Annotated in this window: 14 protein-coding genes; 1 reads left to right on the forward strand and 13 read right to left on the reverse strand. The window is 61.4% G+C overall.

The window, feature by feature from the left end; all coding sequences use genetic code 11:
• Positions 1 to 40: 40 nt before the first annotated feature.
• The 13 genes from ACW9JE_RS22255 to ACW9JE_RS22315 all read right to left on the reverse strand — a co-directional run bounded on the left by ACW9JE_RS22255 (position 41) and on the right by ACW9JE_RS22315 (position 12606).
• Positions 41 to 994 carry a S66 peptidase family protein gene (locus tag ACW9JE_RS22255; RefSeq protein ID WP_224539526.1) on the reverse strand — a complete coding sequence of 318 codons (954 nt, stop codon included), beginning with the start codon at positions 992 to 994 and terminating at the stop codon, positions 41 to 43.
• Between the two features lie 147 nt (positions 995 to 1141).
• On the reverse strand, positions 1142 to 2164 hold the full coding sequence (lipA, locus tag ACW9JE_RS22260) for a lipoyl synthase (RefSeq protein WP_224539528.1): 1023 nt from the start codon (positions 2162 to 2164) through the stop codon (positions 1142 to 1144).
• 1 nt (position 2165) lies between these two features.
• Entirely contained in the window at positions 2166 to 2813 is a 648-nt protein-coding gene (gene lipB / locus ACW9JE_RS22265) for a lipoyl(octanoyl) transferase LipB (RefSeq protein ID WP_457433960.1), read from the reverse strand.
• Positions 2813 to 3088, reverse strand: a complete 276-nt coding sequence (locus tag ACW9JE_RS22270) for a DUF493 domain-containing protein (protein ID WP_175377168.1) — start codon at positions 3086 to 3088, stop codon at positions 2813 to 2815. Before ACW9JE_RS22270 ends, lipB begins: the two co-directional genes overlap by 1 nt.
• Positions 3089 to 3172: 84 nt before the next feature.
• A complete protein-coding gene (locus tag ACW9JE_RS22275) occupies positions 3173 to 4330 on the reverse strand; it encodes a D-alanyl-D-alanine carboxypeptidase family protein (protein ID WP_224539532.1) in 1158 nt (385 codons plus the stop codon).
• Positions 4331 to 4517: 187 nt separating this feature from the next.
• Entirely contained in the window at positions 4518 to 5528 is a 1011-nt protein-coding gene (locus tag ACW9JE_RS22280; RefSeq protein ID WP_224539534.1) for a septal ring lytic transglycosylase RlpA family protein, read from the reverse strand.
• Positions 5528 to 6538 carry a lytic murein transglycosylase B gene (mltB, locus tag ACW9JE_RS22285; RefSeq protein WP_457433961.1) on the reverse strand — a complete coding sequence of 337 codons (1011 nt, stop codon included), beginning with the start codon at positions 6536 to 6538 and terminating at the stop codon, positions 5528 to 5530. Before mltB ends, ACW9JE_RS22280 begins: the two co-directional genes overlap by 1 nt.
• 17 nt (positions 6539 to 6555) lie before the next feature.
• The gene (rodA, locus tag ACW9JE_RS22290; protein ID WP_224539566.1) at positions 6556 to 7659 is read right to left on the reverse strand and encodes a rod shape-determining protein RodA; all 1104 of its coding nucleotides are present in this window, start codon (positions 7657 to 7659) and stop codon (positions 6556 to 6558) included.
• A gap of 31 nt (positions 7660 to 7690) precedes the next feature.
• The gene (gene mrdA, locus ACW9JE_RS22295; protein WP_224539538.1) at positions 7691 to 9586 is read right to left on the reverse strand and encodes a penicillin-binding protein 2; all 1896 of its coding nucleotides are present in this window, start codon (positions 9584 to 9586) and stop codon (positions 7691 to 7693) included.
• Positions 9587 to 9598: 12 nt separating this feature from the next.
• Entirely contained in the window at positions 9599 to 10066 is a 468-nt protein-coding gene (gene rlmH, locus ACW9JE_RS22300) for a 23S rRNA (pseudouridine(1915)-N(3))-methyltransferase RlmH (RefSeq protein WP_110965050.1), read from the reverse strand.
• A gap of 10 nt (positions 10067 to 10076) precedes the next feature.
• Entirely contained in the window at positions 10077 to 10571 is a 495-nt protein-coding gene (rsfS, locus tag ACW9JE_RS22305; protein WP_224539540.1) for a ribosome silencing factor, read from the reverse strand.
• A gap of 72 nt (positions 10572 to 10643) precedes the next feature.
• Positions 10644 to 11333 carry a nicotinate-nucleotide adenylyltransferase gene (nadD, locus tag ACW9JE_RS22310; protein WP_224539542.1) on the reverse strand — a complete coding sequence of 230 codons (690 nt, stop codon included), beginning with the start codon at positions 11331 to 11333 and terminating at the stop codon, positions 10644 to 10646.
• 1 nt (position 11334) lies between these two features.
• Positions 11335 to 12606, reverse strand: a complete 1272-nt coding sequence (locus ACW9JE_RS22315; RefSeq protein WP_457433962.1) for a glutamate-5-semialdehyde dehydrogenase — start codon at positions 12604 to 12606, stop codon at positions 11335 to 11337.
• Positions 12607 to 12795: 189 nt separating this feature from the next.
• Between ACW9JE_RS22315 and ACW9JE_RS22320 the strand changes: the two genes are divergently transcribed.
• The gene (locus tag ACW9JE_RS22320) at positions 12796 to 13494 is read left to right on the forward strand and encodes a DNA-3-methyladenine glycosylase (RefSeq protein ID WP_224539546.1); all 699 of its coding nucleotides are present in this window, start codon (positions 12796 to 12798) and stop codon (positions 13492 to 13494) included.
• Positions 13495 to 13577 lie beyond the last annotated feature (83 nt).

Genomic DNA, 13577 nt, shown 5'->3' on the forward strand with positions numbered 1-13577 from the left:
GTGAGCACCTGTAGGAGCGAGGCTTGCCCGCGAAGACGGACTATCTGACGCTAACGACCACATCCTGCTCCAACACCAGCTCCTGCTTCCCTGCATCCAGCCTGACCAGCGCACCCATCGGCAAGGTCAGATTCGGATCGCAATGCCCGCTGCGCCATCCGGACAACACCGGGATGCGCAACGGTTCGAATGTCTGCTTGAGCAACCGCTCCAGCGCCGGCACCTCCACTCCCGCCACATCCCCCACCAACACCCCGCGCAGCTTGCCCAGAGTGCCCGCCAGACGCAGATGGGTGAGCAGCCGGTCGATACGGTACAAAGGCTCGTTGACGTCTTCGATCAGCAAGATGACGCCCTCGGCATCGATCTCGTAAGGCGTGCCCATGGTCGCCGCGATCATCGACAAATTGCCGCCCAGCAAGCGCCCGTGGGCGATGCCTGGCTCGATAGTCGTCAACGGGTAGGCCTCGGGGTGGGTCAGCACGCTGCCGGCCTTCACCTGCCCGCGCAGCATGTTGAAGAACGAGGACTCGGTGGGCTTGCGCTTGTCACCCAGCAAATCGGCATTGAGCAGTGGACCATGGAATGTCACAAAGCCTGCATAAAGACTGATCGCCAGATGCAGCGCGGTGATGTCGCTGTAGCCGATGAAGGGTTTGGCGTTGTTGCGCAGCAGTTCGAAGTCGAGGCGATCGAGCAAGCGCGGAGTGCCGTAGCCACCGCGCAGGCAGATGATGGCGTCGACCTCATTGTCGGCGAATGCTGCGTGCAGATCATTGAGGCGCACCTCGTCACTGCCGGCCAGGTAACCATCCTTCTCAAAAACGCCCGGAAAAATCTTCAATGAATAACCGCGTGCGCGCATCCATTGCACGGCTTTATCGGTGTCCAGCGGTGCGGGCCCTGCGGGCGCGATGACGCCGATCAGCCCTTGCGATGGCAGTGCCGGGACCGGGGCGTGAGGACGAAGGGTGTGGACGGGTCTGGCGGTCACCTTGAATCTCCCTGAATGAAACATCAGCACACAGTAGTCAGGAACGAAGACAAACAGAAGCCCAAACGATCGTCATCGCTTTCGCCCAGGCAAAAAAACGCCCGCAAGGCTCGACACCTTGCGGGCTTTTTCATGACTGCCGGGGTATCAGGACGACATCAGCTCGGCCTTGACCAGCTTCGCCTGTTCGTCAGCGTGGTACGAGGAACGTACCAGCGGACCGGAAGCGACGTTCTTGAAGCCCATCTTGTAACCTTCCTCGGCGAACCAGGCGAAGGTGTCCGGGTGCACGAAACGCTGCACCGGCAAGTGGCTGCGGGACGGTTGCAGGTACTGGCCGAGGGTCAGCATGTCGATGTCGTGTTCGCGCATGCGCTTCATGACTTCGATCACTTCGTCGTCGGTCTCGCCCAGACCCAGCATCAGGCCGGACTTGGTCGGAATGTGCGGCATCATCTGCTTGAAGCGTTGCAGCAGGGTCAGCGACCACTGGTAGTCCGAACCCGGACGCGCAGCCTTGTACAGGCGCGGCACGGTTTCCAGGTTGTGGTTGAACACATCCGGCGGCTCGGCCGCGGTGATTTCCAGCGCGATGTCCATGCGGCCGCGGTAGTCCGGCACCAGGGTTTCGAGCTGCACGTTCGGCGACAGCTTGCGGATTTCACGGATGCAGTCGGCGAAGTGCTGGGCACCGCCGTCGCGCAGGTCGTCGCGGTCCACCGAAGTGATCACGACGTACTTCAGGCGCAGGTCGGCGATGGCGATGGCCAGGCTTTCCGGCTCGTTGACGTCCAGTGGCTTCGGACGACCGTGGCCGACGTCGCAGAACGGGCAACGACGGGTGCAGATGTCACCCATGATCATGAAGGTCGCGGTGCCGCCGGAGAAGCACTCGCCCAGGTTCGGGCAGGACGCTTCTTCGCACACGCTGTGCAGCTTGTGTTTGCGCAGCAGGGATTTGATGCGGTCGACTTCCGGCGACACCGGGATGCGCACGCGAATCCAGTCAGGCTTCTTCGGCAGTTCGGTGGTCGGAATGATCTTTACCGGAATGCGTGCAACCTTCTCGGCGCCGCGCAGCTTGACGCCGGCTTCAACCTTGGGACGCGGGGCCGGGCGCTCGGTGACATCGAGCGTCGGGATTACGGTTTGCACTGCATCAGTAGTCATATCAGTCGATTCCGCCCGTGAGGGTCGTCTGCTCAGCATAGTCGAGGTGTTTGACGAGCTGCGCACGCAGCCGGGCACTTACCTCGGCAAATTCAATCGATCCTGCGTGATCGCTCAGCTGGGTCATCGCCAGCCCGGCGTAGCCGCAGGGATTAATCCGTCGAAACGGTTCCAGGTTCATGTCCACGTTCAGGGCCAGGCCGTGAAAGGAACAACCATGGCGGATCCGCAGACCCAGAGACGCGATTTTCGCTCCGTCGACATAGACACCCGGCGCATCGGGCTTGGCCGCGGCCGTCACGCCATAACTGGCGAGCAGCTCGATCAGGCACGATTCCATGCGGCTCACCAGATCACGCACGCCGAAACCCAGCTTGCGCACATCCAGCAACAGGTAGGCCACCAGTTGTCCGGGGCCGTGATACGTCACCTGGCCGCCGCGATCGACCTGCACCACCGGAATATCCCCCGGCAGCAACAGATGCTCGGCCTTGCCGGCCTGGCCCTGGGTGAAGACCGGCGGGTGCTCGACCAGCCAGATCTCGTCGGCGGCATCGCTGCCGCGTTCGTTGGTAAAGCGTTGCATGGCATGCCAGACCGGCTCGTAGGCCATCTGACCGAGCTCGCGAAAGCCCAATGTCGCGGACATCACAGCACCATGTGCACGAAGCCGGTAGCCCGCAGTTCGCTGTTGATGTTGTACAGCTGGTCCTGATCGGTGGCGACGATGTGCAACTGAATCGTGGTGTACTTGCCGTTGCTGCTTTGACGTTCGTCCACACGCTCATCATTGATCTTTGCGTGTTTGCGGACGATGTCGATGATCTTGTCCTTGTTGCCCACACCCGTATCGCTGATCACCTTAACCGGGTAATCGTTGGCCGGGAATTCGATCTTGGGAGCCTTTACATCTGTATCGGTCATGGCGTAACGGCCTCGTAAGCGTAAGCCGTGGCGACGGGCAAAGCCCCGCGCCGGATGAGCGCAGGGCTTTGCAGGTGCACACTATCAGTTGAACAAGCCGTAGAAGAATAGACGGATGCTATCCCACATGCGACGGAAGATACCACCCTCTTCGACGCCGTCCAGAGCGATCAGATCGGCGCTGTGCACCACCTTGTCCTCCAGTTTGACTTCGACTTTACCGATCACGTCGCCCTTGGCGATTGGTGCGACCAGTTGCGGGTTCATGGTCATGCTTGCAGCGAGCTTTTTCAACTGGCCCTTCGGCAGGGTCATGGTCAGGTCTTCAGCCAGACCGGCCTTGACCTGGTTGGTGGCGCCTTTCCAGACAGGGGCCTGAGCCAGCTCGGTGCCTTTCTGATAGAAGGTCTGGGTTTCGAAGAAACGGAAGCCGTAAGTCAGCAGTTTCTGGGTTTCGGCGGCACGCGCCACTTCGCTGTTGGTACCGAAGACCACCGCGATCAGGCGCATGCCGTCGCGTACGGCCGAGGACACCATGCAGTAGCCGGCTTCTTCGGTGTGACCGGTTTTCAGACCGTCGACGGTCTTGTCACGCCACAGCAGCAGGTTGCGGTTCGGCTGCTTGATGCCGTTCCAGAAGAACTCTTTCTGCGAGTAGATCGCGTAGTGAGCCGGGTCTTCGTGGATGATCGCGCGAGCCAGCACGGCCATGTCGTGAGCCGACGAGTAGTGCTCAGGGTTCGGCAGGCCGGTCGGGTTCATGAAGTGGCTGTTGGTCATGCCCAGGTCGGCGACGGTCTTGTTCATCAGGTCGGCGAACGCGTCTTCGCTGCCGGCGATGTGCTCGGACAGCGCAACGCTGGCGTCGTTGCCCGACTGAATGATGATGCCGTGCAGCAGGTCGCTGACGGTCACCTGGGAGCCGACCTTGATGAACATCCGCGAACCGCCGGTACGCCAGGCGTTTTCGCTGACGGTCACCGGATCGTTCTCGCCGATCTGGCCACGGCGGATTTCCAGCGTCGCGATGTACGCGGTCATCAGCTTGGTCAGGCTGGCTGGCGGCAGACGCTGGTCACCATTGTTTTCGACCAGCACGTTGCCGCTGCTGGCGTCCATGAGCACATAGGCCTTGGCGGCCAGTTGCGGTGGGGACGGCATCATCTCGGCCGCGAACGCGGCAGGTGAGAGGAGCAGCGGGACTAGAAGGCACAGGCGTTTGGCAAAGGTGGTGATGTTCATCCGTCTCTCGAAATCGCTAATGGAAACTTGCCCTGGGGCAAAACTAATCAGATGGCTTTCTAATCGGGCCATCGCGTGTTCAGTTGCTCACTCCAAGTCACCCTTTGCCGGGCTTTTGTTCTTCGACGAGCCAACAACCTGGTTCATCGCGCAAAGAGCAGATGAACCGTCAATCAAGTCCTACGTTTTACTCGGTGACCACACTTGGCGAACCAAGGTTGGCCAGGCGCACGCTGTTCTGCACTTGCTGGATCTCACCCGGCGAACCGATCGGCCCCAGGCGCACCCGATGCAGCGTCTGCTGGTTGCGCACGATCGAACTGATGAACACCGGAGCGCTCACCATCCCGCTGAGTTTCGACCTCAGGAGCTCTGCAGCGTCCGGGTTGGCGAACGCGCCCACCTGCAGATACTGGCCAGAGGCTGTTGCAGAAGCGTTTTTTTTTGCGTCCGCAAGTTGTACAGGGACAACGGCGGCGGCATGTTGCTGCGGTGGCGGCGTCCATTGCTCGACGCTGCCGGCCGAAGCCGTGATCACCGGCGCGCTATTCTGCGCGACTTGCGGCTCGTTGAGCATTAAAGGCGCCGGACGGCCTTTGGCGGCCCACCATTGCTGAGGATCGATGCCTTCGACCTTGACCCGCGCGGTACCGGTTTCGGCATAACCGAGCTTCTTGGCCGCCGCGTAGGACAGGTCGATGATCCGGTCGGAGTAGAACGGCCCGCGATCGTTGACCCGCAGGATGACGGTCTTGTTGTTGTCCAGGTTGGTCACCCGGACATAACTTGGCAGCGGCAGGGTCTTGTGGGCGGCACTCATGCCGTACAAGTCATAGACCTCACCGTTGGCGGTGTTCTGACCATGGAATTTGGTGCCGTACCAGGACGCCGTGCCCGAAGCCACGTAGGTCTTGGATTCCTGCATCGGGAAATAGGTCTTGCCCAGCACGGTGTAGGGGTTGGCCTTGTAGGGACCGGTGTGCAGGGTCGGCGTGGCATCCGGGATGCGCGAGACGTCGACGTCCCACCAGGGCGCGCCATCCTTGTGGGCGCGATTGATGTCCAGCCCCGGCGCGGAACGCACGGCGGTGGAGGATTTCTGAGTCGGCGAACGACTGGTCGAACAACTGGCGACCAGCACTGCCAACGCGGCGAATGCCATCAGCTTCAGGGGTTTACTCATAGGCAATGCCCGCATTACTTGACGCCCCGTGCTTGGACCAGCTGTTCAGACAGTTGATGTACGGCCATGGCGTACATCACGCTGCGGTTATAACGCGTGATTGCGTAAAAATTCTTCAGGCCCATCCAGTATTCGGGGCCATTGTCGCCTTCCAGGCGAAAAGCGGTAACCGGCATATCATCGCGCAGCGCATCATGACTTGACCAGCCCAGCGCCCGCAACTCTCCAACGGTCTTGGTTGGCTCGATGCCGGTGGTCAAACCTTCGTCAACCTGATCTCCCCGCACCTCGGCGCGGCTGACCACTGGCTCGCCCGCGACCCAGCCGTGACGCTTGAAGTAGCTGGCGACACTGCCGATCGCATCATCCGGGTTGTTCCAGATATTGATGTGGCCGTCACCGTCGAAATCCACCGCGTAGGCGCGAAAGCTGCTTGGCATGAACTGCGGCAGGCCCATGGCACCAGCGTAGGAGCCCTTGAGGGTCAGCGGATCAATCTGCTCTTCACGGGCCAGCAGCAGGAACTCGCGCAATTCCTTGCGGAAAAATTCGGCACGGGGAGGATAGTCGAAACCCAGGGTCGACAAGGCATCGATAACGCGGAAGTTGCCGGTATTGCGGCCGAAAAAGGTCTCAACGCCAATGATTGAGACAATCACCTGCGCCGGCACGCCATATTCCTGCTCGGCACGGGCCAGCACCGCTTCGTGCTGACGCCAGAAATCCACACCGCGGGCGATGCGCGCGTCGGTGATGAACATCGGGCGATATTCGTTCCACTGCTTGACCCGCTCGGCGGGCTTGGAAATCGCATCCAGAATCGACTGTTTGCGCTCGACTTCGCGGAACACGCCCATCAGTTGCTCGCCAGCGAACCCGTAGTCGCGGGTCATCTCACCCACGAACTCGGCCACCTGGGGCGAACCTTCGTAATCGCCGGCCAACGCTTCCTGCGCGCTGCCAAGGATGCTTACCAGGCCAAACCACGACACATATCGAGTCGCCCAGCCACGCATTACCTGCATTGAACTCTTCACCTTATTCAAACCTGCGCGATCCACTTGCGATGGGTATGGATCGACATCAAAACCCCAAACGCTGACAGCAGCGTCACCAGCGAAGTTCCTCCGTAGCTAATGAACGGCAACGGCACCCCCACCACCGGCAACAGGCCACTGACCATACCGATGTTGACGAAAACATACACAAAGAAGGTCATGGTCAAGGCGCCCGCCAGCAGTTTGCCGAACAGGGTCTGGGCCTGGGCGGTAATCACCAGGCCGCGACCGATCAGCAGCAGATAGATCAACAACAGCGCGCAGATGCCCACCAGACCGAACTCCTCGCCCATTACCGCAATGATGAAGTCGGTGTGGCTTTCAGGGAGGAAGTCCAGGTGCGACTGGGTGCCCAGCAGCCAGCCTTTGCCGAACACGCCGCCGGAACCGATGGCCGCCTTGGACTGGATGATGTTCCAGCCAGTACCCAGCGGATCGCTTTCCGGATCGAGAAAAGTCAGCACTCGCTGCTTCTGATAGTCGTGCATCACGAAAAACCACATTGCGATAGCGACCGGTACCGTCGCCGCGAGAACACTGAGAATCCAGCGCCAGCGCAGCCCGCCCATGAACAGGACGAACGCACCACCGGCCAGAATCAGCAGCGAGGTACCGAGGTCCGGCTGGCGCACGATCAGAATGAAGGGCACGCCAATCAGCATCAGGCTGACGCCCACATGCTTGAGTTGCGGCGGCAAAGTGCGTTTGGACAGATACCAGGCAATGGTTGCCGGCATCAGAATTTTCATGAATTCCGAGGGCTGGAAGCGGATGACCCCGGGAATGTTGATCCAGCGAGTGGCGCCCATGGCGTTGTGGCCCATGATGTCCACCACCAGCAGCAGCATCACACCCACCACGTAACCCAGCGGCACCCAGCGCGCCATGAAGCGCGGCTCGAACTGGGCGATGACGATCATCGACACCAGGCCGATACCGAAGGAAGTGGCCTGTTTGGCCAGCAGATCCCAGCTCTTGCCGCTGGCCGAATACAGCACGAACAGGCTGCCGGCGGCGAGGGTCAGCAGCAGAATCAGCAGCGGACCATCAATATGCATGCGTTGCAGCAGCGTCGCGCGGCGGCGCATCACATCCTCGCTGGAGAGCATGCGATCAAAATTATTCATCACGGGCGGTAGCCTCCGCGCTATTGGGGCCTGCGTATTCGGCTTTGAGGCGACCGTTCTGGTCCAGCAGCCAGGCGTCCATGACCTGACGCACTACCGGGGCTGCGACGCCGGAACCGGACTCACCGTTCTCGACCATCACCGACACCACGATCGCCGGATCGTCGGCAGGCGCGAAGCCCACGAACAATGCGTGGTCGCGATGGCGCTCCTGGACTTTCGAGCGGTCGTACTTCTCACCCTGCTTGATCGCGACTACCTGGGCGGTACCGGACTTGCCGGCGATACGGTATTGCGCACCGATCGAAGCCTTGCGCGCCGTACCGCGGGCGCCGTGCATTACCTGCTGCATGCCGTGGTTGACCTTGTTCCAGTCAGAGGGGTCGCGCAGGATGATGTCCGGCATCGGATTGTGGTCCACCGGTTTCTCGCCTTCGATGGTCTTGGCCAGATGCGGACGGTTCCAGATGCCTTTATTGGCTACCAGCGCAGTGGCCTGGGCCAGTTGCAACGGAGTCGACTGCATGTAGCCCTGGCCGATCCCGAGAATCAGCGTTTCACCCGGGAACCACGCCTGGCGGCGGGTCGCGCGCTTCCACTCACGGGACGGCATCAACCCCGGCGATTCTTCGAACATGTCCAGGGAGACCTTCTGACCGATGCCGAACTTGGTCATGTAGGCCGACAACCGATCAATCCCCAGCTTGTGGGCCAGATCGTAGAAGTAGGTGTCGTTGGAACGCATGATCGCCGTGTCGAGATCGACGAAGCCGTCACCGGTGCGGTTCCAGTTACGGTATTTGTGATCGTAGTTGGGCAGCATGTAGTAGCCCGGGTCGAACACGCGGCTCGAGGCTGTGACTACGCCTGCGTCGAGGCCGGCAATCGCCACGGCGGGCTTGATGGTCGAACCTGGCGGGTACAGACCGCGCAGCACGCGGTTGAACAGCGGCCGGTCGATGGAATCGCGCAGTTCGGAATAGGCTTTGAAGCTGATGCCGGTGACGAACAGGTTCGGGTCGAAACTCGGCTGGCTGACCATCGCCAGCACTTCGCCGGTTTTCGGGTCCAGCGCCACCACCGCGCCACGACGACCTCCGAGGGCGGCTTCCGCGGCTTCCTGCAACTTGATGTCCAAGCTCAGGACGATGTCCTTGCCGGGAATCGGGTCGGTGCGCTTGAGCACCCGCAGCACGCGGCCCCGGGCGTTGGTCTCGACTTCCTCGTAACCCACCTGGCCGTGCAGTTCCGGCTCGTAGAAACGCTCGATGCCGGTCTTGCCGATGTGGTGGGTGCCGCTGTAATTGACCGGATCGAGGGTCTTCAGCTCTTTCTCGTTGATCCGTCCCATGTAGCCCACGGAATGCGCAAAGTGCGCGCCCTGGGGATAGTGACGCACCAGTTGCGCGACCACTTCCACGCCCGGCAGGCGGAACTGGTTGACGGCGATGCGGGCGATCTGTTCTTCAGTCAGCTCGAACAGGATCGGCACCGGCTCGAACGGCCGGCGCCCCTGACGCATGCGTTTCTCGAAGATCACCCGGTCCTCGGGCGTCAGTTCCAGCACCTCGACGATCACGTCGAGCACCTGCTGCCAGTCCCCCGAACGTTCGCGGGTCATGCTCAAGCTGAAGCTCGGCCGGTTGTCGGCGATCACCACGCCATTTCGGTCGAAAATCAACCCACGAGTGGGTGGAATCGGCTGCACATGAACGCGGTTGTTTTCCGACAGGGTCGAGTGATAGTCGTACTGGATCACCTGCAGGAAATACAGGCGCGCAATCAGCACGCCAATCAGCGCCACCACCGCAATTGCCCCGAACACGACGCGGCCACGCACCAGACGGGCGTCTTTTTCGTGGTCCTTGATGCGGATCGGTTGGGTCATGGGGAGGCAGGACTACTTGTGATAAGGGTGGCCGGACAGCACGGTCCAGGCGCGATACAGCTGTTCACCGATCAGGATGCGCACCAGCGGGTGCGGCAACGTCAGTGGCGAGAGCGACCAGCGCTGATCGGCGCGGGCACAGACTTCAGGCGCCAGCCCTTCGGGGCCGCCGACCATGAAATTGACCGTGCGCGAATCCAGCCGCCAGCGATCGAGTTCGACCGCCAGTTGCTCGGTGCTCCAGGGCTTGCCGTGGACTTCGAGGGTGACGACACGCTCGTTCTGCCCGACCTTGGCCAGCATGGCTTCGCCTTCCTGACGGATGAAGCGCGCCACGTCGGCGTTCTTGCCACGGGTATTGAGCGGAATTTCCACCAGTTCCAGCGCCAGCTCGGACGGAAGACGCTTGGCATATTCATGCCAGCCTTCTTCCACCCACTTGGGCATGCGGGATCCGACGGCGATCAGTCGCAGTCGCACAGCGCTACCCTTACTGCTGGTCTTTGTTGAGCTTGGCGAAATGCTCGTGGGTGTTTTCCGGGCTGTGGTGCTTGGCGTCTGCCGCGCGGCTCTGCTCGGCACCGGCCCACAGGCGCTCCAGGTCGTAGAACTGGCGAGCCGAGGCGGTCATCATGTGCACGATCACCAGGTCCAGGTCCAGCAGTACCCAGTCGCTGTCGCCCTTGCCTTCTTCACCCAGCGGACGGGCGCCTTTCTTTTTGACTTCTTCGCGGACCTTTTCCAGCATCGCGTTGATCTGGCGATTGGAAGTACCGGTGGCGATGATCATGTAGTCGGTGATGCTCTGCTTGTCGCGAACATCGATGACCTGAATGTCCTGCGCCTTGACGTCTTCCAGGGCTGCAACGGCAACCTTGACCATCTCGTCACCGTTGAGCGGCTCGTTGGTGGCAACCGGCTCAGGCAGCGGGGCACTCTTGAATGTGCCTTTGCGCTTAACTTTGTTTACGTCGTTGTTGGTCATATAAAACTCGTTTTGCTCATGTATTCGGCGGCTTGGCGACACGTTGGTCCGTATCAGTGAAGCACGCCTTGTTCAGTTCGACGCACGGTACAGACCGTGCGCATCGATGTAGGCCAGGACCGCGTCGGGCACCAGGAAACGTACCGACTTACCGCTGGCCAGCAGTTGACGGATCTGGGTGGCGGATACCGCGAGCGGCGTCTGCCAGACGAATGCAATCTGTCCGCTCGGCCCCTTCAGGGCCAGCGGGTCGCTCACCGAGCGTGCCGCCAGCAGGTTGCGCAGGGCATCCGGCGGTTCGCTGTCGGCATCCGGGCGTTGCAGCACCAGGATGTGGCAATGCTGGAGTAACTCTTCCCAGCGATGCCAGGTGGGCAGGCCGCAAAAAGCGTCCCAGCCCAAAAGCAGAAAAACCTGGTCATCCACGGCGAGTTCCGCACGCATCAGTTCCAGGGTATCGATGGTCCAGGACGGTTTGTCCCGCTGCAATTCGCGGGCATCCACAACCAACGGCGCCACACCAGCCACCGCGCACTCGACCATCGCCAGACGGTCCTTCGCCGACACCTGCGGCGTATCCCGATGAGGCGGCCTGGCACTGGGTGTCAGGCGCAGCTCGTCGAGCGCCAGGGATTCGGCGACTTCCAGTGCACCACGCAAATGGCCGATGTGCACCGGGTCGAACGTTCCGCCCAGTACGCCGATGCGTCGGGGTTCAGGCGCGCTGGCAGTGACCGGGGCTGACGGGTCGAGGTCGCCCAAGTCAGACCGGCTCCTGTCCGCGCAACTGGCCATCACCGACCACGACGTACTTCTCGCAGGTCAGGCCTTCGAGACCCACCGGGCCGCGGGCGTGCAGCTTATCAGTAGAAATGCCGATCTCGGCACCCAATCCGTATTCGAAACCATCGGCGAAGCAGGTCGGGGTGTTGATCATCACCGACGACGAATCGACCTCGGCCACGAACTGCCGGGTTTCGCCCTGATGTTCGCTGACGATCGAATCGGTGTGGTGCGAGCCGTAATGGTTGATGTGTTCGATGGCCTGCTCCACTCCGTCGACCACGCGGATCGACAGGATCGGCGCCAGATACTCGGTGTTCCAGTCTTCTTCGGTGGCCGGCAGCGCGTCGATGATCGCCCGGGTGCGTTCGCAGCCGCGCAGCTCGACGCCTTTTTCGCGGAACTGGGCCGCCATCGCTGGCAGGAAATCTTTGGCAACCATTTGATCGACCAGCAGCGTTTCCATCGCCCCGCAAATGCCATAACGGTAAGTCTTGGCGTTGAAAGCGATCCGCTGGGCCTTGAGCAGGTCGGCGTGGGCACTGACGTAGACGTGGCAGATGCCGTCCAGGTGCTTGATCACCGGCACACGGGCATCGCGGCTGATGCGTTCGATCAGGCCACGGCCGCCACGGGGCACGATGACGTCGACGTACTCAGGCATGGCGATGAGCGCGCCAACGGCAGCCCGATCCGTGGTTTCGACCACTTGCACCACCGCTGCCGGCAGATCCGCTTCGGCCAGGCCACGCTGGATGCAGGCAGCGATCGCACGGTTGGAGTGAATGGCTTCGGAGCCGCCGCGCAGGATGGTTGCGTTGCCGGACTTCAGGCACAGGCTGGCTGCGTCGATGGTCACGTTCGGCCGGGATTCGTAAATGATCCCGATCACGCCCAGCGGCACGCGCATCTTGCCGACCTGAATCCCCGACGGCCGGTAGCTCATGTCGCGGATCGCGCCGACAGGGTCCGGCAATGCCGCCACCTGGCGCAGACCGACGATCATGCCGTCGATGCGAGCAGGGGTCAGCGCCAGACGCTCGAGCAGCGCCGGCTCCAGTCCATTGGCGCGACCAGCCGCCAGATCCAGCTCATTGGCAGCGGTCAGCTCGGCGCGGGCAGCGTCCAGCGCGTTGGCGGCGGCCTGCAACGCGCGGTTCTTCTGCGCTGTGCTGGCACGGCCGATGACGCGGGAAGCCTCGCGGGCAGCGCGACCCAGGCGGGTCATGTAGTCAAGAACGGACTCAGTCATGGTCTGGCGTGGTCTTTGAAAAGGGCTTGGTAAAGAATAAAGCGGCAGATTATAGCTGTCGTGACTGCCGACTAACAGCGGTGACGGGCGGATGGTCGAAATGGAGTTGGATTTGCCGACGTTCAGCGGGGATTAAGCCGCAAATTGTTATCATCAGCGCTCTCTCAGCCCTGATAAAGGCCGTTCATCATGACCGACCTGACTGTTCGAGCCTCTGCAACGTGCCTGCCCACGGGCCTTGCGGACGCGTTTTTCGACCGTGACCCGCAAATTCTCGCCCGCGATCTGCTGGGCAAAGTCATTCGCCATCGCGTCGGTGATCTGTGGCTCAGCGCGCGAATCATCGAGACCGAAGCCTATTACCTTGCCGAAAAAGGCAGCCACGCCTCCCTCGGGTACACAGAAAAGCGTAAGGCTTTGTTTCTGGATGGCGGGCATATCTATATGTACTACTCCCGTGGCGGCGACTCCCTGAACTTCAGCGCTCAAGGGCCGGGCAATGCGGTCTTGATCAAATCCGCCTATCCGTGGGTCGACGAACTGAGCGGGCCGGCGAGCCTGGCGCAGATGCTGCTCAACAACCCCGATGCCCAGGGCCGCCCTCGCCCTTCGCAGAAGCTCTGTGCCGGGCAAACCTTGCTGTGCAAATCCCTGGGATTGAAGGTTCCGGTCTGGGACGCCAAGCGTTTCGACCATGAGGTGCTGCTGGTGGAAGACGTTGGGCAGACGCCCGCCCATGTCATCCAGACCACGCGCCTGGGCATTCCCCATGGACGTGACGAACATCTGATGTACCGTTTCGTCGACGCGGCCTATGCGGCGTGGTGCACGCGCAACCCGCTGCGACGGGGGCAGGTCGAAGGACGTGATTACCTTTTGCTGACTTGAATCGAACAAAAATCCCTGTAGGAGCCGAGCTTGCTCGCGAAAGCGGTGGCTGCGTCACCTTCGATGTTGACTGACACGACGCT

The sequence above is a fragment of the Pseudomonas sp. SDO55104_S430 genome (assembly GCF_054070595.1).

Coding starts and splice junctions, on each gene's coding strand:
- mrdA (WP_224539538.1), bottom strand. CDS start 9,586: ATGACCCAACCGATCCGCATCAAGGACCACGAAAAAGACGCCCGTCTG.
- rsfS (WP_224539540.1), bottom strand. CDS start 10,571: ATGACCAACAACGACGTAAACAAAGTTAAGCGCAAAGGCACATTCAAG.
- ACW9JE_RS22275 (WP_224539532.1), bottom strand. CDS start 4,330: ATGAACATCACCACCTTTGCCAAACGCCTGTGCCTTCTAGTCCCGCTG.
- ACW9JE_RS22320 (WP_224539546.1), top strand. CDS start 12,796: ATGACCGACCTGACTGTTCGAGCCTCTGCAACGTGCCTGCCCACGGGC.
- ACW9JE_RS22315 (WP_457433962.1), bottom strand. CDS start 12,606: ATGACTGAGTCCGTTCTTGACTACATGACCCGCCTGGGTCGCGCTGCC.
- lipA (WP_224539528.1), bottom strand. CDS start 2,164: ATGACTACTGATGCAGTGCAAACCGTAATCCCGACGCTCGATGTCACC.
- mltB (WP_457433961.1), bottom strand. CDS start 6,538: ATGCAGGTAATGCGTGGCTGGGCGACTCGATATGTGTCGTGGTTTGGC.
- ACW9JE_RS22280 (WP_224539534.1), bottom strand. CDS start 5,528: ATGCGGGCATTGCCTATGAGTAAACCCCTGAAGCTGATGGCATTCGCC.
- ACW9JE_RS22270 (WP_175377168.1), bottom strand. CDS start 3,088: ATGACCGATACAGATGTAAAGGCTCCCAAGATCGAATTCCCGGCCAAC.
- rodA (WP_224539566.1), bottom strand. CDS start 7,659: ATGCGCCGCCGCGCGACGCTGCTGCAACGCATGCATATTGATGGTCCG.
- lipB (WP_457433960.1), bottom strand. CDS start 2,813: ATGTCCGCGACATTGGGCTTTCGCGAGCTCGGTCAGATGGCCTACGAG.